Annotated in this window: 20 protein-coding genes; 5 read left to right on the top strand and 15 right to left on the bottom strand. The window is 63.1% G+C overall.

Annotated features, from left to right (window positions below):
- Nucleotides 1-53 precede the first annotated feature (53 nt).
- The gene (locus tag ACTJLB_RS17385; RefSeq protein ID WP_440783965.1) at nt 54-1097 is read left to right on the top strand and encodes an SDR family oxidoreductase; all 1044 of its coding nucleotides are present in this window, start codon (nt 54-56) and stop codon (nt 1095-1097) included.
- 133 nt (nt 1098-1230) lie between these two features.
- Here ACTJLB_RS17385 and ACTJLB_RS17380 read toward each other — a convergent pair whose 3' ends face one another.
- From ACTJLB_RS17380 to ACTJLB_RS17370, 3 genes are all read right to left on the bottom strand, one after another.
- A complete protein-coding gene (locus ACTJLB_RS17380) occupies nt 1231-2250 on the bottom strand; it encodes an aldo/keto reductase (protein ID WP_440783964.1) in 1020 nt (339 codons plus the stop codon).
- Nucleotides 2251-2330: 80 nt separating this feature from the next.
- The gene (locus tag ACTJLB_RS17375) at nt 2331-3197 is read right to left on the bottom strand and encodes an NmrA family NAD(P)-binding protein (protein ID WP_440783963.1); all 867 of its coding nucleotides are present in this window, start codon (nt 3195-3197) and stop codon (nt 2331-2333) included.
- 63 nt (nt 3198-3260) lie between these two features.
- Nucleotides 3261-4574, bottom strand: a complete 1314-nt coding sequence (locus ACTJLB_RS17370) for a serine hydrolase domain-containing protein (RefSeq protein WP_440783962.1) — start codon at nt 4572-4574, stop codon at nt 3261-3263.
- 282 nt (nt 4575-4856) lie between these two features.
- On the opposite strand from ACTJLB_RS17370, the gene ACTJLB_RS17365 reads away from it, so the two are divergent.
- Entirely contained in the window at nt 4857-5789 is a 933-nt protein-coding gene (locus ACTJLB_RS17365) for a LysR family transcriptional regulator (protein ID WP_440783961.1), read from the top strand.
- A 239-nt stretch (nt 5790-6028) separates the two neighbouring features.
- Entirely contained in the window at nt 6029-6655 is a 627-nt protein-coding gene (locus ACTJLB_RS17360) for a LysE family translocator (RefSeq protein ID WP_020066606.1), read from the top strand.
- 39 nt (nt 6656-6694) lie between these two features.
- Here ACTJLB_RS17360 and ACTJLB_RS17355 read toward each other — a convergent pair whose 3' ends face one another.
- Nucleotides 6695-8110 (bottom strand): aminotransferase-like domain-containing protein, encoded by a 1416-nt coding sequence (locus tag ACTJLB_RS17355; RefSeq protein ID WP_088174207.1) that lies wholly within the window; start codon nt 8108-8110, stop codon nt 6695-6697.
- Between the two features lie 302 nt (nt 8111-8412).
- Here ACTJLB_RS17355 and ACTJLB_RS17350 point away from each other — a divergent pair, with 302 nt between their 5' ends.
- The gene (locus ACTJLB_RS17350) at nt 8413-9741 is read left to right on the top strand and encodes an aspartate aminotransferase family protein (RefSeq protein ID WP_087753581.1); all 1329 of its coding nucleotides are present in this window, start codon (nt 8413-8415) and stop codon (nt 9739-9741) included.
- Between the two features lie 13 nt (nt 9742-9754).
- Here the strand turns inward: ACTJLB_RS17350 and ACTJLB_RS17345 are convergent, their stop codons facing one another.
- Nucleotides 9755-10279 carry a DUF6496 domain-containing protein gene (locus ACTJLB_RS17345; protein WP_088174205.1) on the bottom strand — a complete coding sequence of 175 codons (525 nt, stop codon included), beginning with the start codon at nt 10277-10279 and terminating at the stop codon, nt 9755-9757.
- Between the two features lie 149 nt (nt 10280-10428).
- Between ACTJLB_RS17345 and ACTJLB_RS17340 the strand changes: the two genes are divergently transcribed.
- The gene (locus ACTJLB_RS17340) at nt 10429-10680 is read left to right on the top strand and encodes a hypothetical protein (RefSeq protein WP_020066610.1); all 252 of its coding nucleotides are present in this window, start codon (nt 10429-10431) and stop codon (nt 10678-10680) included.
- A gap of 153 nt (nt 10681-10833) precedes the next feature.
- Here the strand turns inward: ACTJLB_RS17340 and ACTJLB_RS17335 are convergent, their stop codons facing one another.
- The 10 genes from ACTJLB_RS17335 to ACTJLB_RS17290 all read right to left on the bottom strand — a co-directional run bounded on the left by ACTJLB_RS17335 (nt 10834) and on the right by ACTJLB_RS17290 (nt 23347).
- Complete coding sequence (locus tag ACTJLB_RS17335) at nt 10834-12042, bottom strand: ABC transporter substrate-binding protein (protein WP_087753582.1); 1209 nt, start codon at nt 12040-12042, stop codon at nt 10834-10836.
- Between the two features lie 101 nt (nt 12043-12143).
- Nucleotides 12144-15767: a molybdopterin cofactor-binding domain-containing protein gene (locus ACTJLB_RS17330; RefSeq protein ID WP_440783960.1), complete on the bottom strand. Its 3624-nt coding sequence runs from the start codon at nt 15765-15767 to the stop codon at nt 12144-12146.
- The gene (locus ACTJLB_RS17325) at nt 15764-16270 is read right to left on the bottom strand and encodes a (2Fe-2S)-binding protein (RefSeq protein ID WP_440783959.1); all 507 of its coding nucleotides are present in this window, start codon (nt 16268-16270) and stop codon (nt 15764-15766) included. The genes ACTJLB_RS17330 and ACTJLB_RS17325 overlap by 4 nt, the downstream gene beginning before the upstream one ends.
- Before the next feature lie 31 nt (nt 16271-16301).
- Entirely contained in the window at nt 16302-17501 is a 1200-nt protein-coding gene (locus ACTJLB_RS17320) for an amidohydrolase family protein (RefSeq protein WP_440783958.1), read from the bottom strand.
- A gap of 41 nt (nt 17502-17542) precedes the next feature.
- Complete coding sequence (locus tag ACTJLB_RS17315; protein ID WP_020066615.1) at nt 17543-18256, bottom strand: ABC transporter ATP-binding protein; 714 nt, start codon at nt 18254-18256, stop codon at nt 17543-17545.
- Entirely contained in the window at nt 18253-19062 is an 810-nt protein-coding gene (locus tag ACTJLB_RS17310) for an ABC transporter ATP-binding protein (protein WP_020066616.1), read from the bottom strand. The genes ACTJLB_RS17315 and ACTJLB_RS17310 overlap by 4 nt, the downstream gene beginning before the upstream one ends.
- Nucleotides 19059-20999: an ABC transporter permease gene (locus ACTJLB_RS17305; protein ID WP_310066292.1), complete on the bottom strand. Its 1941-nt coding sequence runs from the start codon at nt 20997-20999 to the stop codon at nt 19059-19061. The genes ACTJLB_RS17310 and ACTJLB_RS17305 overlap by 4 nt, the downstream gene beginning before the upstream one ends.
- Nucleotides 21000-21173: 174 nt before the next feature.
- Nucleotides 21174-21758: an amino acid synthesis family protein gene (locus ACTJLB_RS17300; RefSeq protein WP_440783957.1), complete on the bottom strand. Its 585-nt coding sequence runs from the start codon at nt 21756-21758 to the stop codon at nt 21174-21176.
- 81 nt (nt 21759-21839) lie between these two features.
- Nucleotides 21840-22430 (bottom strand): amino acid synthesis family protein, encoded by a 591-nt coding sequence (locus ACTJLB_RS17295; protein WP_440783956.1) that lies wholly within the window; start codon nt 22428-22430, stop codon nt 21840-21842.
- The gene (locus ACTJLB_RS17290; protein WP_440783955.1) at nt 22406-23347 is read right to left on the bottom strand and encodes a UPF0280 family protein; all 942 of its coding nucleotides are present in this window, start codon (nt 23345-23347) and stop codon (nt 22406-22408) included. The genes ACTJLB_RS17295 and ACTJLB_RS17290 overlap by 25 nt, the downstream gene beginning before the upstream one ends.
- Between the last annotated feature and the right edge of the window lie 5 nt (nt 23348-23352).

Genomic DNA, 23352 nt, shown 5'->3' with positions numbered 1-23352 from the left:
CGCGATACTCTCGCGCGGCATTCAATTGACGAATCTCTCGAGAGCAGACGAACATGAAAACAGTGGTCGTAGCAGGCGCGGTCGGAGTTATCGGACGCGGAGTACTCGCACACTATGAACCCAGCGGCGTCGGCCTGGTCGCCGTTTCCCGACGCGCACCTGATTTCCCTACGCGCGCCAGGCATTTGGCGGTCGACCTGCTGGACAGGGAATCCTGCGAGGCGCTACTTGCACAAGTACCGGAAGCGACGCATCTCGTGTTCGCAGCCTACCAGGAGAAGCCGACGCCTGCGGAACTGGTCGAGGTGAATCTGCGGATGCTGAAGAACATGGTTGAGGTTATGGAGAAGCACGCGGCGAACCTGCAGCACGTCACGCTGATGCAGGGAGGCAAGGCATACGGCGTGCATATTGGCCCGATTCCGTCGCCCGCGAAGGAGAGCGATCCGCGCCATATGCCACCGAACTTCTATTACGACCAGGAGGATTTCCTTCGGGAACGTTCAGTCGGCAAATCATGGTCCTGGACTGCATTGCGTCCCGAGGGTGTTGCAGGGGTTGCCGTGGGCAATCCCATGAATCTGCTGATGGTGATTGCAGTCTATGGAACGTTAGCGAAGGCCCTGGGCGTTCCAATGTCTTTTCCCGGCCCCCGCGCCGCTTTCGACGCGCTCTACCAGATTACCGATACTCGAATTCTCGCGAGCGCCGTCGATTGGGTGGGCGAGACCGACGCATGCCGAGGCGAGATTTACAACATCACGAATGGCGATTACTTCAGATGGTCTCGCGTCTGGCCGCGTCTGGCGGAGTTTTTCGATGTGTCGGCCGGTGAGCCGTTCCCCATGCTGTTACAACAGATGATGGCCGACAAGGCAGAGCTGTGGAACAGTCTGGTCGAGAAGCACAACCTTCGACACTACCCGTACGACCAGATCGTGTCGTGGAAGTTTGGCGACATGATTTTCAAAACGACCTTTGACAACATCTCTAGCACGATAAAGGCGCGCAAACATGGCTTCCATGATTGCATCGATTCGGAGGAGATGTACATCGAGATGCTGACCGAACTCAGGGAGCAACGCTACATTCCCTGATTGTGCTGTGTGTCCGGTGCTACGTGGCCCGCTCTGCCGCGTGTCGATCAGGATGAGAGTGGTGGCGTGACAGTGCCGCAGACTTTCCCCATTCAACCGCCTCGCGCAGGCAAGACTCCCAACGTCCCGCCACTCAACCGAAGACGCGATCCCGGTCATGGAAGCGTTGCATCCAGTAGGGGAACGGCACTGATGGTTCAGATACTTCATCGAGCCGCGCGCACTGCTCGGAGGTTAATACGAGATTCTGTGCATCGAGATTAGCTGCGAGTTGCTCACACGTGCGGGCTCCGACGATGACAGAAGTGATCTGCTCGCGCGCAAGCAACCAGCCCAATGAGACTTGAGCTGGCGTGGCCGCCAGTTCGTCGGCGACTTCACGCAATACTGCGAGGATCGGCTCCGCCCTGACTGTATCGACCGGCGGAAAGTCGAGCTTGGCACGCCGCCCGGCGGCTTCCCCATTCTGCGAGTACTTGCCGCTCAGGTAGCCACCTGCGAGCGGACTCCAGACCAGGAGGCCGATTCTGTTTGTCGCTGCAACCGGCATGATTTCGTGTTCGATATCGCGGCTCGTCAGCGAGTAGTGCACCTGATTGCTGACGACATGAGCTCGATCGGTACGGGACGTTATGCCGACGGCCCGCTCGAGATCGCCTGCACTGAAATTGCACACGCCAATATGGCGGACCTTGCCCTGGGTGACGAGGTCGTCCAGAACACGAAGCGTCTCGTCGAGCGGAACCAGCGCGTCACGGTCATGCAACTGGAACAGGTCGATGTGATCGCGACCCAGTCTCTTCAGGCTTGTCTCGACCGAGCGCATGATGTGTGAGCGGCCCAATCCTACTTCGTTATGGCCGGTGCCGGTGCGTAGCCGAACCTTGGTCGCGACGAGCATTCGATCTTCGTCCAGCCCCAGCGCTTTCAGGACATGGCCCACGACCTCTTCTGAGCGACCCTGCGAGTAGGCGTCAGCCGTGTCGATCAGGTTGACGCCGCGTTCCACGGCCATTGCGACGAGCCGGGCGGCCTGATCGCTGTTCAAGCCGGCAATACTGCCCCAGATGCCCGAGCCAGTTCCGAAAGTCATTGCGCCCAGGCTCAGCCGCGAAACCCGTAGCCCAGTTCTGCCAAGCATGCTGTATTCCATCGTGTATTCCTGGTTTGAACGAAATCCTGATGTATCGGTAAGTAAGACCCTGAGTCCACGCATCCCGCTATCGGCTCTGGTCAGGTGCGACGCGACACAAGCTCGCCCAGAACGGTCTCCAGTTCGACGTGGCCTCGCAAGATTTCGTCAGAACTGCTTTCGAAATCGATCCAGCCTTCGTTGAAGCCGTCCAGCATGCGCATGCGGGGCATAGGATGTTTCATGCCCTGCGTGCGGAACAGCGCTTCCCACGTCTGCCTTTCGACGGCTTCCGCACGTACAGGACGACTCAACACACTGGCGAAAGCCGCTGCGAGATCGTTAGGACTCGTCCGGCGTGGACCCTCAAGCTCGACGACGCGCACACCGCGCCACGTCTGCTGGAGCAGTTCGGCAGCAACGCGGCCCACGTCCGCGGTGGCGACCATCGGCACAGGCTTGTCGAGCGGCTGCAGGTAACTGGCAATGACGCCATCGTCGCTTGAAGACGCAACATCCCACGCGGCGTTCTCCATGAACCAGCCAGGCCGCAGGAACGTCACGGGCATCGGCATCTCGCGCAGCGCCTGCTCCATCAGCGTGCGTTGAGTGAGCAGGTTGACCTCGTCGGCCTGTGCGCCGATCGTCGAGAGGCAAACGACCTTGTCGGGCCGCGCCTCCAGGAGTGCTGCGCACACAGCCTCTATCACTGTGCGCGCTTCAGGAAACCCGGGCTCCGGATCGAACTCCGAAGGCGGCAGGATGAAAACGCCCGTCGCGCCTTCGAATGCGGCAGCGAGCGACGAAGGGTCTTCCATGAAAGCCGTCGCGATCTCGCAACCTCGCTCTGCCCACGCCTCTGCTCGCGTCGCATCGCGCACGACTGCGCGCACCGGGTGACCAGCAGCCAGCAGTTCGCGGGCCACTGCGCCGCCCACCTTGCCGGTGATTCCTGTGATTGCATACATTGCTCGTTCTCCATGTGTGGATATATCGGTTGACGCACGGTGAATGTGCCGACGGTCAATCGCTCAGGCGCGACGCAAACCGTCGTAAAACGCCTTCTCGAACTGTCCGTAGAGGTCCACTACGCGCGCATCGTAGAAGGGCAGCATCTGCGTAAAGAGCGATCCGGCGACCCGCTCGACCGGATCCACCCAGAAGTAGGTGTTCAACAACCCGGCCCAGCTCACACTGCCTGCGCTTCGTCCGTGGGGTCCTTGCTCTGTATTGATGTCGAACGACAGCCCCCACTTGTGCGCGGTGCCGGGAAACTGATCGAAGCTGTTCGACCACGACGGCTGCGCCGTCTTCATTTCCGCGACCTGCAGATCGCCAATGTGATTGCGGAACATCGTCGCGACGGTGTCAGCGCGTAGCACGCGTTCGCCGCGATACGTGCCGCCGTTCAACAGCATCTGCAGGAACGCCATGTAGTCGCGCGGCGTGCTGAAGAGTCCGCCTCCGCCCATGAAAAATTCGGGGCGCTGGTTGGTTTCGAACGGCTCAGGCGCGAGTAAGCCGTCCGCCTGACGCCTGTGCATGGTGGCGACGCGCTGCTTCTGCTTGCTACCGATGAGAAATCCCGTGTTGTGCATGCTCAGCGGATCGAAGATGTGCTCACGGAAGTAGACTTCCAGCGACTGATCGGTCACGGCCTCGACCAGTTTGCCGACCCAGTCCATGCTGATGCCGTACTCCCAGCGCTCGCCCGGCTCGAACTCGAGCGGCGCCGCGAATGCACCGTTCATCGAATAGCCGATGTCCGGCATGCCCGTCACCGTCTCGTACCGGCTGAGCTTGTCGCTCCAGATGCTGTACGTAAATCCGGAGGTATGCGTGAGGAGATGGCGTACCGTGATCGCATTGCGCGCGGGACGCAGCTTGGGTTGCCCGGAGACGTCGAATCCATCGAGGATTTGAGGCGACTTCAATTGCGGCAGGATTTCGCCCGCAGGTTGATCCAGCCGCAGTCTGCCCTGCTCGATGAGTTGCATGCACGCGGTTGCGGTAATCGCCTTTGTCATCGACAGGAGCCAGAAGACTGTGTCGGGACTAATGGCCTCGCCAGTGCGGGCGTTCGCCCGGCCACACGCTCCCTCGTACACCAGTCCGCGGTCGGTTGCGCCCATGGCGACAACACCGGCAACCGTGCCGTCGTCCACTGCCCTCTGCAGGCATTGATCGATCGAACTGTAGGCCGGGTGACGGGCCAGCGCGGCGTCGCCACTCGCGCGCGGCGATACTGCTCGCGCGTCGCGGCTTGCGACGCCACCAAGTGTCGCAAGAGCCAGCAGGCTCGACGCACCCTTCAGAAGACGACGACGATCTGTTTGAGCTGCCATTTTCCGTTTCTTCCCGAATGAATGAATCGCGGCACTACAGTGCTTCAGTGATGGGCGAAAACGCGCGCCGCGAGCGGTTTCCGTTGAAGCGTCCAGCGGATGTTTCGGTGAGACGTATTCTGGCCAAGCACTTAAAGAAACAAAATGACATGGGTGTCATCAGATAAGTGACAGAGCGTCACCTATTTGGCATGATCAGCAGACACGTCCACTGCTGCGCGGCGCAGCGTTCGATTTCACGCGGTCGATTGCGCTCCGCCAAACGTATTAACTCGAGCAACCATGAGATCCAGTAGCGAGAAGCTTTCCGGCAGCATTAGCGTGTTCGCCGCCGTAGTGGATGCGGGAACGTTTGTGGCCGCGTCGGAGGTAATAGGAATGACGCCGCCGGGCGTCAGTCGGGCGATTGCGCGGCTGGAAAAAAGGTTGAACATCCGGCTCTTCAGCCGGACAACGCGCTCCGTCTCCCTGACTGAAGAGGGCCGCCGCTTTTACGAGCAGGTCATGCCCCATCTCGCCGGACTTGAGGAAGCAGCGGCCGCTGCGGCAGGCGGCGCGTCCGCTGTGCGTGGAAAGCTGAGAATCAATCTGGATCCTGTCGTCTACCGGACCATTCTCGGGGAACAACTCGATGCGTTCATGGACGCACACCCCGAACTCGAAATCGAGTTCATCGCGCGAGACAGTCTTGGCGACCTCGTCATGGACGGCTTCGACCTCGCCGTACGATTCGGCGAACCCAAAGCGTCTACCCTGATCGCGAGAAAGCTGCTCGACACCCGCATCGTGACGGTCGCAGCGCCCTCGTACGTTGCTCGGTGGGGACGGCCGGCAAAACCCGAGGACCTGCAAGGTCGAAGCCACAGATGCCTTGAATTCCGCAACCCGGAGACAGGCAAGCCGTTCCAGTGGGAATTTCATCGCAAGCGGAAACGCATTGTGGTCGACACTCAGGGACGACTCACGGTCAACGATCCGGGTGCCTTGCTCAACGCATGTCTCGCCGGTTCCGGGATTGCGCAGATGTTGCTGTTCGGTGCCGAGCCCCTGATTGCCGACGGCCGGTTGGTCAATCTCTTTCCCGAGTGGGTAGACGAACGGTATCCGTTATACGTCTACTACGCATCCCGGCACCACGTGCCGGCAAAGACCCGTGCTTTTCTTGACTTCGTGGTGGAACTGACAGGCAATCACGGGCGCGCCGGCACGCGCTAGTGCTGTTTCGGCAAACTGGCGAGGCAATATCGAATGGCCAGTTACGTATGGGTTGCGGTCGGCCATGATCCGATTACGAACGTCCAGTTCTGGCCGGAAGTAAATCGTGTCGTTTTACGCGTGGTCCCAACAGTGCGCAGGCGTCTGTACCGGACACCATCCTCAAATCCGTACAGGTACTGTACCGGCAACGCTCGCTAGAATGCTCCAAAGTCCTCTGCCAGCCTTTGGAGTCCGCCATGTCTTACTTCACGCTCAGCGCGCTGCCAGCCGGCATCCTGTTCGCGCTCGTCACAACGATCACGCCAGGTCCGAACAACACCATGCTGCTGGCTTCGGGCGTCAACTTCGGTTTTCGCCGCACGTTGCCGCATCTGTCGGGTATTAGCGCCGGCGTGGTGCTGTTGATGCTGTCGGTGGGCATCGGTCTCGGCGAAGCCTTCATTCAGTTCCCGGTGCTCTACACGGTGCTCGAAGTCGCGAGCGTTGCGTACCTGCTTTACCTCGCGTGGAAAATCGGCACGTCCGGCGAATTGAAAGTAAAGCAGGGCGAGCGCAGGCCAATGAAATTCTATGAAGCCATCGCTTTCCAGTGGGTCAATCCGAAGGCATGGATGATGGTATTGACCGCCGCCACCACGATCCATTTGAGCGAGAGCTACAGCATGAACGCGATAGCAATGGCGGCGCTGTTCTATGTGATCGGCTTTCCGTGCATCTGCCTGTGGGCCGGTTTTGGCACCGCTATGCGCCGCGTGCTGTCCGACCCGAAGCGCCTGCGCGTCTTCAATATCGCAATGGCGCTGCTGCTGGTCTGCTCGCTCTATCCGATCGCACTGAAGCTGATCGACACCATCCGCGCGTGAGCGCGTGGGCACCCTTTTCATCCGGGCACCTGCGTGCGGCTAGATTACGCCACGCCCAACCTGCTCGATGAAGCGCCACAACGCGTCGTCGGTTGAATACGGGGCGTTGAAGCGGAACCATGCGCTCGGCGCGTCGTCGGGACGGAAGTAGGAGCCGGGCGCAAGCCAGATGCCGTGCGTGAGCGCGGCGGTCGCCACGTCGCCGGCGCGCGCGGCGTCGATCGGCAAACGCGCCCATAAAAAAAGCCCTGCGCGCGGGCGGTGAAACACTTCGAGCCCGAGCGAATCCAGCCGCTCCTCGACGGTTGCGTGCGCGAGCTTCAGCCGCTCGTTCACGGCTTCCACGTGGCGCGCGTAGCGCCCTTCGAGCAGCACTTTGTCCACGATCCGCTCGATCGCTTCCGACGACGTCAGCCCCACCGCCATCTTCGTGCGCGCCAGCTCACGCAGCACCGCGCGCTCCGCGACCACATAGCCGCAGCGCAGCCCCGGCGTTACCGTCTTCGAAAAACCGCTGACATACAGCACGCGCTGCAAGCCTTCCATTGCGGCGAAAAGCGGCGCACCGGACGGCGCCAGCTCGCGGCTCACGTCGTCCTCGATCACCCACATGCGCTGACGCTCGGCGATCTGCAGCAAGCGAAACGCGGCCGACATGCCGAAGGTCGCGCCGGTCGGATTCTGCAGCGTCGTGTTGACGAAAATAGCCTTGGGCTTGTGCTGCGCGACGAGTGTTTCGAGTACATCGGTATCGACGCCGGCGGGCGTGCGCGGCACGCCATGCACGACCAGTCCCGCCAGCTTGAGAATCTGCAGCAGGTTGCAATAACCCGGATCTTCGACGATCACCGAATCTCCCGCGCGCAGCAAGGTACGCACGATCAGGTCGAGCCCCTGCGTCGCGCCTTGCGTGAGCAACACGTTCGACACGTCGACCGGCAAGCCGCGCCGGTCGAGCTGCTCCGCGATGCGCTCGCGCAACGGCGCGAACCCGTATGGATGCCCGTAATCGCCGAACCGCGCCGCAGGCACGCGGCTCATCGCACGCAGCGCGTGCTGCAGACCCGTTTCGTTGATCCACTCGTTCGGCAGCCAGCCGCCGCCCGCCTTGATCGGCACCGAATGATCGGCGAACACGTCGGACAGGAGCCAGGTCGCGGTGAGGCTCGGCGGCTGCCAGTCGGTCACCGCGGGCCGCGCGGACGACGGGCGCGCCGCCACGCGATACCCGGAGCCGCGCCGGGCGACCACAAGCCCCATCGACACGAGACGGTTGTACGCTTCCGTCACCGTGAACGTACTGAGTTCGTGACTTTGGGCCAGTTGCCGGACGGAGGGCAGCAACGCGCCCGCGCGTAACGATTGAGCCTCGATCGCCCGGGCGAAGCCTTGCACTACCTGTTCGACCAGGGTCGGAGCGGCGCGCCGGTCGCGCTCGAGGTTCAATTCGATCATGGTCAGGACGAAAAAGGCGGCCGGCGAACGGCCCTAAATGAATGTTGCGGAAACGGCGCGCGGCCGCCTGCCGTTCGACGCTCGATCCGCGCTAGATTCACGCGATGCGCGTCGACACAGTTACTGCAAATCCACCAACACAGTTAGCGCGACACTGCGTCAACTGTTTATGCCGCCATTAAACCGCGAACGCTACAGTTTTGGCTATGCCCACGGGAAGTGCCCTCGGGGTGCCTCGACGGAAATGCGTCAGGGGCGCCCCAACGGAAGTCCCTATCGGGAAACCACTTCGAGGAGAAACCATGACTTCGCGCCCCGTCATCGACGATCTGTCGTCTTTCTGGATGCCCTTCACCGCCAACCGCCAGTTCAAGGCCGCGCCGCGCCTGCTGGAATCGGCGAAAGGCATGTATTACCGCAGCACGGACGGCCGCGAAGTGCTCGACGGCTGCGCGGGTCTCTGGTGCGTCAATGCGGGACACAGCCGCGACGAGATCGTTGCCGCCATTACGCAGCAACTCTCCACGCTCGACTTCGCGCCGACTTTCCAGATGGGCCATCCGCTCGCGTTCGAAGCGGCCACGAAGGTCGCCGAGCTGATGCCCGAGGGCCTCGACCGCATCTTCTTCACGAACTCGGGTTCCGAATCGGTCGACACCGCGCTGAAGATCGCGCTCGCCTACCACCGCTCGCGCGGCGAAGGGCAGCGCACGCGCCTGATCGGCCGCGAGCGCGGGTATCACGGCGTGGGTTTCGGCGGCATTTCGGTCGGCGGCATCGCGCCTAATCGCAAGACTTTCTCCGGCGCGTTGCTGCCGGCGGTCGATCACCTGCCGCACACGCACAACCTCGAACACAACGCTTTCTCGAAGGGCCAGCCGGCTTGGGGCGCGCATCTCGCAGAGGAACTGGAGCGCATCGTCACGCTGCACGACGCGTCGACGATTGCCGCGGTGATCGTGGAACCGGTCGCCGGATCGACGGGCGTGCTGATTCCGCCGCAAGGCTATCTGCAGAAGCTGCGCGAAATCTGCACGAAGCACGGCATCCTGCTGATTTTCGACGAAGTGATCACCGGCTTCGGCCGCGTCGGCAAGGCCACGGCAAGTGAATATTTCGGCGTGACGCCGGACCTCATCACGATGGCCAAGGCGATCAACAACGCGTCGATTCCGATGGGCGCGGTTGCGGCAAGCCGCACGGTGCACGACACGATCGTCAACGCCGGCGCGCAAGGCGCGATCGAGCTATTCCACGGCTACACGTATTCGGCGCACCCGGCGGCCGTCGCCGCGGCTATCGCTACGCTCGACCTCTATAGCCGCGAAGGACTCTTCGAGCGCGCCGCGTCGCTTGCGCCGACGTTCGAAGCCGCCGCTCACTCGCTGCGCGGCGCGAAGCACGTGAAGGACATCCGCAACCTCGGGATGATTGCGGGCATCGAACTCGAACCGCGCGACGGCGCGCCCGGCGCACGCGCTTACGAAGCATTCGTCAAATGCTTCGAAGCGGGCGTGCTGGTGCGCTTCACCGGCGACATTCTTGCGTTCTCGCCGCCGCTCATCATCAACGAAGAGCAGATCGCGCACATCTTCAAGACTGTCGGCGACGTACTGGCCACCGTGCAGTAAGGTCCACCACGGCTCAATGATGCGCGCGAGCCGCGCGCGTCTGAGCCGCCTTCTTGGCCGCCGCCGAACGGCCGGCTGCACCCTTGGTCGCAGCAGCCTTCTTGGCGGCCGCCGAGCGGCTCGCCGCCGGACGCTTCGCTGCGGCGGACTTTGCCTGCTTCGACATCGCCGAAGGCGATGCGCCTGCCTTGCTCTCGCGCTTCAGCGCATTGGTGGAGGCGCGTGAGCGCTTCGCCGTCGACTCCTTGCTGGCCGTCTTTTTTGCGCTGCTCTTCTTCTGCCCCGCAGCGCTGTCCTTCTCGGCTTTCTTGCGCGTGGCCTCGCTTGCGGCGCCTTTCTTCGGCGCCTTCAGATCCACGCCCGCGCGACGCGCTTCCGAGAGGCCAATGGCGATCGCCTGCTTCGGCGACCTCACGCCGTGCTTGCCGGCGCGCACCTTGTCCACCTGCTCCTTGACGAACTCTCCAGCTTGCGTGCTTGCTGACTTGCCGGCGCGTTTGTCGGCTTCGGCACGCTTCACGGTTTTCTTTTCGGGCATGACGGTTCTCCGGTTGAAAGTGGCTCTAGTCGCTGAGCAATGCGTGTGCCGGGGTCGTCATTCAAGCTGCCGGGACTCGCGCCGTTCACGTCGACGGCGTATGGTGTCATCAAGAGTTGGCACTTGACCGGCTCGAACGGGAGACATCCATGAAGATCCCCACCGTGCGCGCGGGTGCGCATATCGAAGGCGTGCATTGGATTGCCGAATACGCGGAAGACGTCCACGAGATTCGCATCTTCCGCGAGGGGCAGGAAATCGACGTGCACGACGCGCCTTCGTCGCTGTTCGGCGACGAAGAGAACGCCGGCTCAAAGAGTACCGCGGATCATCGCGCGGCCGAGGCAGCCGTGCTGGCGTATCTGAGGCGCTTCGTGGCCGAGCACGACGCCGAGGAATAGCGCCTTCGGCTCAAGCGAGCCAGCCGGAAGATCGGCCGGCGGCCTGGCGCCTCATCGACACCTCACCGACGCCTCATCGGCGCCGGCATGGATGGACGCCTGCGGCATGGGCCGCCGCAGGCGCGGCGGCACGCTCGCGCCGCGACAGGAAGCTTACTCGGCGGGCCGCAGCTTCTTCACCTCGGCGTCCGACGGCTGAACGCTCGCGCCGTCGACATAGCGATACGACGTCATCACGCCTTTGCCGTCCTTCAGACCAGTCACGCCGACGTAAGCACCCATCGTCGACTGATTGTCCTGCGCGCGATAGGTGATCGGCCCGAACGGCGTTTCCACGCCGAGGCCCTTGAAAGCCGCCGCGAGCTTGTCGGTATCGACGGAACCCGCCTTTTTGATGCCGGCCGCAATCGACATGAGCGCCGAATAACCAACCACCGAACCGAGCCGCGGATAGTCGTGATACTTCGCCTGATACGCGTCGACGAATTTCTTGTTGGCCGGCGTATCGATCGAATACCACGGGTAGCCCGTCACGATCCAGCCGGCCGGCGCTTCGGCGCCTAGCGGATCGAGATAATCCGGCTCGCCCGTCAGCAGCGAAACAACGCTGCGGTCCTTGAACAGCCCACGCGTATTGCCCTCACGTACGAACTTGCCGAGATCGGCGCCGAACAGCACGTTGAAAATAGCGTCGGGCTTGGCGTCGGCGATTGCCTGCGTGACCGCGCCTGCGTCCACGTTGCCAAGCGGCGTGGCCTGCTCGGCAACGAACTGCACGTCAGGTTGCGCGGCGCTCAACAGTTTCTTGAAAGTCGCGACCGCCGATTGTCCGTACTCGTAGTTCGGATAGACCAGCGCCCAGCGCTTCTTCTTCAGCTTGGCCGCTTCGGGCACGAGCATCGCCACCTGCATGTACGTGGAAGGACGCAGACGATACGTATATTTGTTGCCGTCCGCCCAAACGATCTTGTCGGTCAGCGGTTCGGCGGCAAGGAAAAAGATCTTCTTCTGCTTCGCGAAGTCGGTGAGCGCGAGCCCTGTGTTCGACAGGAAACCACCGAACAGCAGCTGCACCTGTTCCCGCGCGATCAGCTCCTGCGCGACTCGGATCGTGTCGCCGGGGTTGCCGTTGTCGTCGCGCGAAACGACTTCGAGCTTTTTGCCGAGCACGCCTCCGCCAGCGTTGATCTGTTCCAGTGCAAGATTCCAGCCGTTCTTGTAAGGACCGAGAAAGGCCGGCTGCGCCTTGTAGCTGTTGATTTCGCCGATCTTGATGGTCTGCTGTGCGTTCGCGGCGAAGGCGGCGAACGACAGCACCGTCGATAGCGTGAGGCGAGAGATCCATCTTGCGCGCGTGGTCATGCGTTTCTCCGTATCAAAGGGATTGCGGGAATGCGTTGGTTTTCTGTCCGGCATTGCAGCGGCGCTCGAGCGAACGGTCGACCGGTCGTTGCGTAGCACGCTCACTCGGCGACCGGCGTTGCGCGAATCCGCGCGACGCTTGCGGCAACGTCCTGCCAGGCCGGCTTGCCGCCCGCGAACTGCTGCCGCAGATACGTCACGAGTTCGGCGACCTGGGCGTCGTTGAAACTGTCGCGGTAAGCCGGCATCGTACCGAGTTCGGGCCGCGCAGGCGAGCCGATGCCGTCGAGTATCACGCGGATCAGATTATCGGGCGTCGCGCTGTGCAAATTCGTATTCAGCGCCAGCGACGGATGCGCGCCGAACAGTTGCGGCCCGCTGCCCGTGTGATGACAGGCGGCACATGCACCGTCGAAAAGCCGTGCGCCGACGCCGGCCGGCGTGCCGGTGATCGCGCTTGCGTGTTCGTATTGACGCGCCATCGCGGCGGTATCGACGTTCGCTTCAACGGGATTGAGCGACGCAAGGTAGTTTGCCATCGCGCGAATATCGCTGTCGGGCAACGCAGCGAGATCTGCGACGACCGGCGCCATCGGGCCAGCCGCAACGCCATGCAGCGGCGCGTGTCCGAAGCGCAGATAGCTGAACAGTTCGTCTTCGCTCCACGGCACAGGAGAGTTAGAGAGCGACGACAACGCGGGCGCTTCCCAGCCTTCCGCGCTACCACCGCCCATGAACGCCGCGCCGGTCTTCTCGGCGCCGAAAGCGTTGCGCGGCGTGTGGCATGCGCTGCAATGCCCGAGACCGTTGACGAGATACGCGCCGCGATTCCACTGCGCGCTTTGCGTCGCGCTCGCAACGAACGTATTGCGTCCGAGGAAGAGGCCATTCCATGCGGCCATCAGCGGACGCGCGCTGAACGGAAACGGCAGCTTCGTTTCCGGCGGACGGAAGCGAACCGGCGTTTGCGACATCAGGTACGCGTAAAGCGCCTTGAGGTCGTCGTCGGAAGTGTTCCTGAACGACGTGTACGGAAACGCCGGATACAGCCGATGGCCGTCGCGGCTAATGCCTTCGCGCATCGCGCGAACGAACGCTTCGAGCGACCATGAGCCGATGCCCGTCTGCGCATCGGGCGTGATGTTCGTACTGTAGACGGTGCCGAACGGTGTCTCGAGCGGCTTGCCGCCCGCGTTCGGCACACCGTTGCGCGCCGTATGGCACACCGCACAATTGCCGAGCGAGGCCAGCAGCTTGCCGCGCGCGACGAGGTCCGGCGCGAACGCACTGGCAAGCGGCGGTGCGATCGGCGCAATGGGCGGCGGCGCCCACGCCGACGCACCGAGCCAGCCCGCAGCGCCCGCGGCAAATGCGCCGAGAAAACCCAAGCGCCAGCGCTTCTTGCGGCGCGACGCGGCGTCTTCGGCCTGCGCATCGGCGAGCGCGGCGCGGATCGTTTCGGGCGTGAAAGGAGGCTTGCGAAAACGCACGCCGGTCGCGTCGTACAGCGCATTCGCAATCGCCGCCGCGCCGGGCAGCGACGCGGACTCGCCGGCGCCCATCGGCGGCTCGCCGTGGCGCGGCATCATCACGACGTCGATCACGGGCACTTCACGGAACGTGAGGATCGGGTACGCACCCCACTCCTGACTCGTCACCGCGTTCTGGTCGAACGTCACGCGCTCTTTCAGTGCGCGGCTCGTCGCCTGAATCACGTTGCCGTGAATCTGATGACGCACGCCGTCGGGGTTGATCATAGTGCCCGTGTCCTGGCCGACCACCACGCGCGTTACCGCGAGTTCGCCGCTTCGGCGGTTCACTTCGACGTCGGCGACCCACGCGCACCACGCCGCGCCGAAGCCGGGAAACTTGCTGTGCACATAGCGTGCGTAAGCAATGCCGCGGCCGCGCGCGATGTCGCCCTCCTCCCGCGGCTGGTCGGTCCGCGGCTCTCGCGGCTGCCAGTCCGCACGCTCGGCGACCGCCTTCACGAGTTCGACGGCACGGGGGTCGCTCAAATGTTTCAGGCGAAATTCGACCGGATCGACGCCCGCCTCGGCCGCGAGTTCGTCGATGAACGACTCGTGCGCGAACGTGTTCGGCAACGCGGACACGCCGCGCAGCCACGACGCACGCACGATGGGCGGCGTGTCGTCGCAGACCACGCGCATCGACCGATAATCGTATGGGGGCACCGCCGTCCGGTCGCCCATTTCGAAGACCTGCGGCTGCGCGGACAGCACGCCGGTCAGCAGCAGCGCCAACGTAGGTGCGTCGTTCGACGGATAACGCGTCGCGAAGTCGTAGGCCGCCAGTTCGCCTTCGGCGCTCAACGCGCCGCGCACGTCCATCAATTGCGCCGCGCCCTTCGGCTCCCACGCGTGCTCGTCCTCGCGCGACAGTTGCACGCGCACCGGGGCGCCGGTCGCGCGCGAGAGCAGAGCGGCGTCGGCGGCGACATCGTCCGCGCAATTGCGACCGTAGCAGCCGGCCGCATCCATCCGCACGATGTCGATGAGCGCCTCGTCCATCGACATCAGCAATGCAAGGTCGGCGCGCAGCGAATGCGGATTTTGTGTACCCGACCACACTTTCAGCGCGCCCTCGCGATAATCGGCGACCGCGCACGAAGGGCCGATCGACGCGTGCATCTGAAACGGCCACACGTAGGTGCGATTCAGCGTGCGGCTCGCGCCCTGCGAAAGCGCCGCGTCGACATCGCCGTCGATCACGAGGTCCCGCCGTTTCGCCGGATTTGCACGCAATGCGGCTTCTACCTCTTCACTGGTTTCGAGCGGCGGCAACGGTTGGGCGGCTTTCCACTGCACATGGAGCCGCTTCGCGGCCTGCTGCGCGACTTCCTCGCGTTCGGCCACGATGCCTACAAAGTCGCGTATGACGACTACTTTGACGATGCCGGACAAGTCGCGAATCGATTCTTCGTCGACATGCAGCAGGCTGTTGCCGACAAAATCGCCCTGCGCGATCCCCGCATACGGCGGGCGCACAACGCGGCCGTGCAGCATGCCGGGCACACGCACGTCGTGCACGAAGCTCAATTCGCCCGTCGCCTTCGCGGGAATGTCGACGCGCGGCGCGCTCTTACCGACAATCTTGTAGGCGTGCGGCGATTTCAAAGGCGCGTCGGTAGTCAGCTGCAATTCGACTCGCTGCCCTGCGATCAACTCGCCGTAGCCGATGCGTCTTGCTTTCTCTACCGCGTTGTCGCCGTCTTGTTCGAACACCATGCCGTCGCGTACAGCGAGCTTTTCGATATCCACGCCGAAGCGCGCCGCCGCCTGCGCGAGGAGCCATTGACGCGCCTGCGCCGCCGCATGCCGCAGCGGCACTGCGGTTATCTGCATCGTGGCGCTTGCGATAGTCGGCCCCTGATTCGGCGTTTCGTTCGTGTGACCGAGCACGATCGACACGCGCGTCAAAGGCAGATCCAGTTCTTCTGCGACGATCTGCGCCAGCGCGGTGCCGATGCCAGTGCCGAGATCGACATGGCCGTTGAACGCGATCGCACTGCCGTCGTCGCGGACGGCGAGAAACATATCGGGCTCGCCTGGAACAAACGACGACCGCGAGCCGGGTTGCCCAACAGCCGGCTTGACCGGCGCTTGCGGCGCGCGCATGACGATCAGTACGCTCTGCGCGTCATACAACTGCTTGCGCGACGGCGCAGCGGCCCGGCGGTCGACGCTGAAATCCGGTCCTGTCATGCGCGCGCCCCTTCGGAAGCATTCTTTTGCGACGCGATTAGTTCAGCGGCGCGCTGCACAGCACGCACGATCTCCACATGTGTGCCGCAGCGGCACAGGTTGCGCGACAACTCGCGTCGGATCGTTTCCACACTGGGATGCGGGTCGCGATCGAGCAACGCCTTCGCCGTCATGATCATCCCGCTCAGGCAATAGCCGCATTGCGCAGCCTGCTCTTCGATAAAAGCCTGTTGCACTGGATGCAGCGCGGCGCGTGTACCCAATCCTTCGAGCGTGGTGATCTCGCGGCCTAATGCCACTTTGGCGGTCGTCACGCACGCACGCGTCGGCACGCCGTCGAGCAGCACCGTGCATGCGCCGCATTCGCCCAGTCCGCAGCCGAATTTTGGACCGTTGAGTGCAAGGTCGTTACGCAGCAGATAGAGCAACGGCGTGTCGGCGGCGGCGCTGACAAGATGCGTCGCGCCGTTCACTTTCAGCGCGAGCGGCGCCGGCCCGTTCACGAGCACACCGCGCGCGCTAAACGTTGCGTGCTCACAGCACGACCGGCACTTCGGTCGCGGGCGGCGTATTACGACTGCGCCTGCAACGGATCAAACCGTCGATCATCACCATGCCAACGCCCGGAATGTCGCCGAGCTGCACGCTTTCGAGCAGCGTGTCAGCCGCCGTATGTTGCGCGCGGTCCATGAAGACGAGGTCGGCGGGACGTCCCACTTCGATCAAGCCCTGGCGTAAGTTCCGTTGACGCGCGGTATTGCCGGTCGCAAAGCAGAACGCGATTTCAGCGGGCACATCGGCGAGACTGGAAATGAGCGCGATCATCCGCAAAATGCCCAGCGGTTGCACGCCGGAGCCGGCGGGACTGTCGGTGCCGAGAATAATGCGGTGCGGGCATTTCAGTTCGACCGCATGACGAGCCGTCAGCAATGCGATGCGTTCGTTGCCGTTGTGCACTATCTCGAGCGCACGGCTCGACTGCTCGCACAAATCGCAAACATGCCGGTAAGACAGCGACGTATGCCCGCCGTTGATATGGCCGATCACGTCGGCATCGGCTTCCAGCACCACGTCGCGGTCGATCAGACCGGAGCCGGGAATCGAAGGGCCGCCCGTATGAATCGTGCTCTGAATGCCGTACTTACGCGCCCACGCAACCATCTGCGCGGCTTCCGCACCGGCCTTCACGCTGCCGAGACCGACTTCGCCGAGCAGCTTCACGCCCGCTTCGGACAGCTCCTTGAAATCCTCCTCGACCATGCCTTTCTCGATGACCGGCGCGCCCGCCATCACCTTGACGCCGCCGCCGACACCCGCGCCGCGCATGCCTTCGAACGAACGCTGCGCGGTGATCGCCAGCGCCTTCACGCCGAGCACATCTTTCGGACGACCAGGTAAATGTACTTCGCCGGCGGAGATCATTGTTGTCACGCCGCCGTTCAGATTCGATTCGATCCAGCCCATCTGGTTCTGGCGCGGCGTCCAGTCGCCGAATACCGGATGCACATGCGAATCGATCAGGCCGGGCGCGACGGTCGTACCCTTGCAATCCACCGTAGTGCGCGCGCCTTCAAGGTCGCAGTCCTTCTCGTTGCCAACGGCAACGATAACGCCGTCGTCGATCACCAGCGTGTCGGCGTCGAGAATCGGCTGATCGATGTCGCCGGATAACAGCAGCCCGATGTTCGTTACCGCGACCTTGCCCGACAAGCCTGTCAACGTCTCTGCTGCCATCTGCCTCTCCTTTCGCAACGACTGTCCTAATCACGCGCGAATCAAACGCTCAGATAAGCGCGCCTCACTGTTTCGTTACTTGCCAGTTCGCCGATCGTGCCGCTAAAACGGATCTGCCCTTTTTCGAGCACATACGCGCGGTCGCTGACCAGCTCCGCGAAGTGCAGGTTCTGTTCGGATAACAGAATGGATAGCCCTTCGCGCTTGAGTTCGAGAATCATATTGGCCATCTGCTCGACGATCACAGGCGCCACGCCCTCGGACGGTTCATCGAGCAACACGAGATACGGGTTACCCATCAACGTGCGCGATACGGTGAGCATCTGCTGCTCGCCGCCGCTCATCTGGCCGCCGGGGCGTTTCGGCATTTCGCCGAGATTGGGGAACAGACGGAACAGCTTCTCCGGCGTCCATTGCGGCGCGCCTTCGCGCGGCGGCTGGCGGCCAGTGTCGAGGTTCTCCATCACTGTCAGATCGGCAAAGACACGCCGGTCTTCCGGGACGAAGCCCATGCCCATGCGAGCGATCTTGTAGGGCGCGAGCGCAGCAATGTTCTGCCCGCGAAAGATGACTTCTCCCTGGCGGCGCGGCAGCAGACCCATTACCGCTTTCATGGTGGTCGATTTGCCCGCGCCGTTGCGGCCCATCAACGCGACAACTTCGCCGCGGCCCACTTCCAGGCCGACATCGAACAGAATGTGAGCGCGGCCATAAAACGCGTTGAGGCCTGCTACTTTCAGCATCGGCTCGCTCATTGCAGCGCTCCCCTTGCCGCATGCCCAGCCGCCATGTCGTGCAGCGCCGCGTGCGGCTGAAACGTCTTGCCGGTGCCGAAATACACTTCCTGCACGCGCGGGTCGTTACGGATCGTGTCACCGTCGCCCTCGGCGATCAGCTTGCCGCGCGCGAGCACGATCATCCGGTCGGCGTAAGCGAACACCACGTCCATGCTGTGCTCGGTGAACAGCACGCCGATTTTCTGCTCCGTGACGAGCCGCTTGGTCAGCGCCATCAGTTCGTTGCGCTCCTTCGGCGCCATGCCTGCAGTGGGCTCGTCCATCAACAGAAGCTTCGGCCGGTTCGCGAGTGCAATGGCCAGCTCGACACGCTTCACGTCGCCATACGCGAGAACGCCGCATGCGCGGTTCGCGTCGGCGGCCATGCCGACCTGTTCGAGCAGCGCGAACGCTTCGTCTGCATAGCGCGAAGCCGCGGGCTTCCACACGCCGAAGGTTTTGCGTTCGCGTGAGACAAGGGCCATCTGCACGTTTTCGAGCACCGTCATTGAATTGAAGGTCGCCGCGATCTGGAATGTCCGGCCCACGCCGAGCCGCCAGATGTCGCGCGGACGCATGCCGACGAGTTCGTGTCCGTCGAAACGGATTGAGCCTGACGAGGGCGATAATTGTCCGTTGACCATGTTGAAGCAAGTGGACTTGCCCGCGCCGTTAGGCCCGAGCAATGCGAGAAGCTGTCCGGCTTCGAGCGTGAACGAAACGTCGTCCACCGCTTTCAGACCGCCGAACGATTTACAGAGGCCGGATACGTGCAGCAAGCTCATAGCCCCTCCTTGATCGCTGTGCGTTGCGACGGTTGCGGGCCGCTCTTCTCAGCGTTGTCGGCCGTGTCATCGCCAAAACGATCGCGGATAAAGCCGACGATGCCCTGCGGAAACGCGATCACCAGCAACAGAATCGTGAAGCCCAGCAGCGCTTGCCAGTAATCGGTCTGCCGCGCGACGGTGTCCTGCAGCCACGTGAAGACAGCCGCGCCGACTATCGGCCCGGTGAGCGTCTGCAAGCCGCCGAGCAGCACCATTACGAGGCCGTCGACGGAACGGCTCACGCTGATCACCTCCGGCGAAATCGTGCCCTTGGAGAACGCATACAACGACCCTGCGAGACCGCAGAACAGCGACGCGATCACGAAAGCGGCCCATTGCACGCGCTTCACGTCGATGCCGATCGCCTCCGCGCGCAGCACCGAATCGCGCGACGCGCGCATTGCATAACCGAGCGGCGAGAACAACATGCGGCGCAGGAGCCATACGCCGATCACCGCACACGCAAGCGTCAGGTAATAAAACGCCACCGGCGACGACAGCCAGTTGGACGGCCACAAGCCGAGAATGCCGTTGCTGCCGCCCGTCACATCGTCCCATTGAAAGACGACCGACCACACGATCTGCGCGAACGCGAGTGTCAGCATCGCGAGGTACACGCCGGAAAGGCGCACGCAGAACCACCCGAACACCAGCGCGCCTGCAACGGCCAGAAGCGGTCCGAGCATCAAAGCGGCTTCCATCGGCAGGTTCAACACCTTGAGGAAGAGCGCGGCGCCATATGCGCCGAGTCCGAAGTACGCAGCATGACCGAACGAATGCATGCCGCCGGGCCCCATGATGAAATGCAGACTCGTCGCGAACAGCACGGCGATGAGAATTTCCACGAGCAGCACCGGCATATACGGGAACGCATTCGCCGTGAGCGGCGCGAGCAACAGGACCAGCAATGCAATCGCGGCAAGCCATTTGAGTCGCTTTCCCGCAGGACGCAGAGGCACTTCGGGCGCAGCCATGCCCCGCACAGCGGCACTCGCGCGACCGAGCAGACCCCAGGGCCGCACCACGAGTACGACGGCCATCACGACGAATTCCGCAACCAGCGTAAAGCGGCTCAACGAGAGACCGACGCCGAATAACGTCACATGTCCGATGCCGATGCACAGCGCCTTGATCTCGGCGATGATCAGCGCCGCGACGAACGCGCCCGGAATCGACCCCATGCCGCCGACCACGACGACCACGAACGCATTGCCGATCGTCTCCAGGTCGAGCGAGAGGTTCGCCGACATACGCGGCCCTTGCAGCGCACCGCCCAATCCGGCGAGAAATGCGCCGACGAAAAACACGCCTGTAAACAGCCACGCCTGATTGATGCCGAGCGCGCCAAGCATCTCGCGATCGTGAGTGGCCGCGCGCACGAGCGTGCCCCAACGCGTGCGCGTCAACGCATACCAGAGCAGGAGCAAAACAACCGGGCCGATGACAATCAATGCGATGTCATACGTCGGCAACGGATGGCCGAGAAAATCCACCGCGCCCGCAAGATGCGGCGCTCGCGGTCCGAACAGATCTTCCGGTCCCCATAGCCACAACGCGGCGTCGCGAAAGATCAGCACGAGTGCAAACGTGGCAAGAAGATGGAACAACTCCGGCGCCTGATAAATGCGCCTGAGCACGATCACCTCGACGAGCGCGCCGAGCACCGCCACGACCAGCGCGGCGGCCAGCACCGAAAGCCAGAAGCCGCCCGCGGTGTGACCGAAGCGGCTTGCGATGCTGTAGGCCACGTAGATGCCGAACATGTAGAACGAGCCGTGCGCAAAGTTGACGATGCGCGTTACGCCAAAGATCAACGACAAGCCGGCGGCGACGAGAAATAGCGTCGACGCATCGGCAAGTCCGTTGACCAGTTGTACCAGCAAATTCGAAAGCATCGAGACCCTCGGCAGCTTGCTGACGATCCACGCGCCAAACGGCAAGAGGCTCGAACAGCAGACGTTGCGGCGCGTACGGCACCGTGCTCGCACGCATCAACGGCAGCACACTACCTGAAAGAAAGCCCTTGCGGGAAGCCGTGAAAAAATCGCATGCAAATCCCGGTGCAAGCGTCAGCGCAAACCATCCTCGCCCTTGATTTCACTTGCCTGCAAACCGCCGACACGCGGCAACGGCCGGCCCGACGCGGTCACGGCCACCGCGACCACGATCTCGTTGGCGCGCGGCGCGTCCGACACGCGCGCCTCGATCGCGTCGAAATGACTGCGCACGAAAGCGGCGTCTTTATGGCCGAGCGGCACGTCGATCGCGGTGCCGAGCGTGCCCATTTTTTTCGCCGACGGCACGAGCGCCGCACCCTTTTCGACCGCTGCGCGCAGCGGCGCGCCGAGCTTCGGGTGCAGAATCGCGGCGGCGTGTTCGAGTTCGCCCGCCTCGCCGACAATCGCTGCCTTACCGTAACTTTGCGCGTCGCCCGGTTCGATGCCGAGCGCTTCGACGCACCTCTTGCCGAGCAGCGCGCCCAGTTCCTCGCCGGCCTCGATCAGCGCGTCGAGCTTCGCTTCGTAACGGCCCGCATACGGGTTGTCGATCACCGCGATCGCCACCGCGCGGCGTGCCGGCGGATCGACGTTCTGACCCATTTCAATGCGTGTTTCGTCCACTTGCACGACTAGCTTGCGAAGCCTGATTGCCATTTCGCTCTCCGTGTTTCCATGCCTGCGTTGCTCTGTGTTGCTCTGTATTGTTCGTGCGCCCGTTGCAACCTTCGACGTGGATTAGCGCAGGCCGTCCTTGCCCACAATCGCCTCTTTCGCCAGTCCGCCGACGCGTGCATGCACGCGCTGACCGGTGCTCATCGCGAGGATGTACACCACTTCGTCGGCGGACGGTGCGCCGGGCACGCGTACTTCGATCGCGTCGAAATGACTGCGCACGTAGCTCGCATTCACATGCGTGAGCGGTACGTCGAGCGCGGCGGACGGCGCGCCGACCTTTTTCGTCGACGGCACGATGGCGTTGGTGGGCACGCCGTTATTCTCCAGCAACTCGCGCATCGCATAGCCGCCCGGCACATGCCACAACGCGCCGTGTTCGAGTTCGCCACGCGAGCCGACAATCGCGCCCTTGCCATAACCTTCGATCGACGCATGCGGGACCGCCATCGCCGCGAGCAGCCGTTGCGCCATGTCGACGCCGATGGGCTTGAGCGCTTCCATCGCGTGTTCGATGTTCGCTTCATAGCGGCCGGCGAACGGGTTCGTCATCACAGCGGCAATGGCACCGCGGCGCAACGGCTGTGCGGGCGCGGGGCCGAACTCGTGGAAGATGTCTTCGACGTGCGTCAGCACGCGGCGTATTTCGAACACGGAACCTCCGTTGTTGTTTGAGCGCGATGCGAAAGCAACCCGCTCGTGTCGTGCATACCGGCGACTCGCACTCGTCCTTGCAAGAACAATGCGGCGCCTTCAATCATCTCTCTATCGAGCAAACGCCGCGCGACTTCAACGCCGCGTGCAAGTGCGAAATCGACGAGCGGCTGTGGCAGCAAAGGCACGTTGGCGGTAACAAGCCGGTCGCCCAGATCGGTGTCGTCCTTCAGCGACGAAGCCGGTACACGTACGATGCCTGCATGATCGAGATTCACGGCGTTGGCGATCATCGTCGCGGCAGCGTCGGCGCTTGCCGCATTGCGTGCGAGCACCGTCACACTGTCCGCGATACCGAGACTGAAACTGCGGCCGCGCCAACCGCTCGTGGCAATGCCGCGAATGGGCGCGTTCGCGTCGAGCGTGAGATTGGCGTCGAGCGCGTCGCCGCCTCGGCGCTGCACCTTCGCGAGCGCTTGCGAGACGTCCGCAAAGACACCAACGCGATATTGCCTGCCTTCCGTCAAATAAAACGCTATGTCGCCGCCATTGTTGATGAACGCGCGAGAGATGCCCTCACGCGCGAATGCAGCGATCAGTTCGTCGGCGACACTGCCCGCAACGGCCGCCATTGGCGTGATAAAACGCGCGCGGTGCGGATGGCACGCGGACCACATGCGGCGCGCAACATGGCCTTGCAGCGCGCAATCATCAGGCGACGCGTCGGCGCTGATGGGCCGCCGAAGCATTTTTAATTCACCGACCAGTTCAGGCAATACGTCCACGAAACGCGTCCAGCACGCATCAAAAGCAGCTTGCAGCGCGGCGGGTTCTCCGTCGGCGCCGAGGATCAGATCGATCGGCCCGTGCTGCCAATGCCAGCGGGTTGCGTCGATGCGGATGCGGGTTGGGCTCATAGCGT

The sequence above is a fragment of the Paraburkholderia sp. 22098 genome (genome assembly GCF_052045935.1).
In the GTDB taxonomy this organism is placed as follows: domain Bacteria; phylum Pseudomonadota; class Gammaproteobacteria; order Burkholderiales; family Burkholderiaceae; genus Paraburkholderia; species Paraburkholderia caledonica.
Note: the sequence above shows the minus strand (reverse complement) of the source record. Positions and strands in the feature narration are given on the sequence as shown.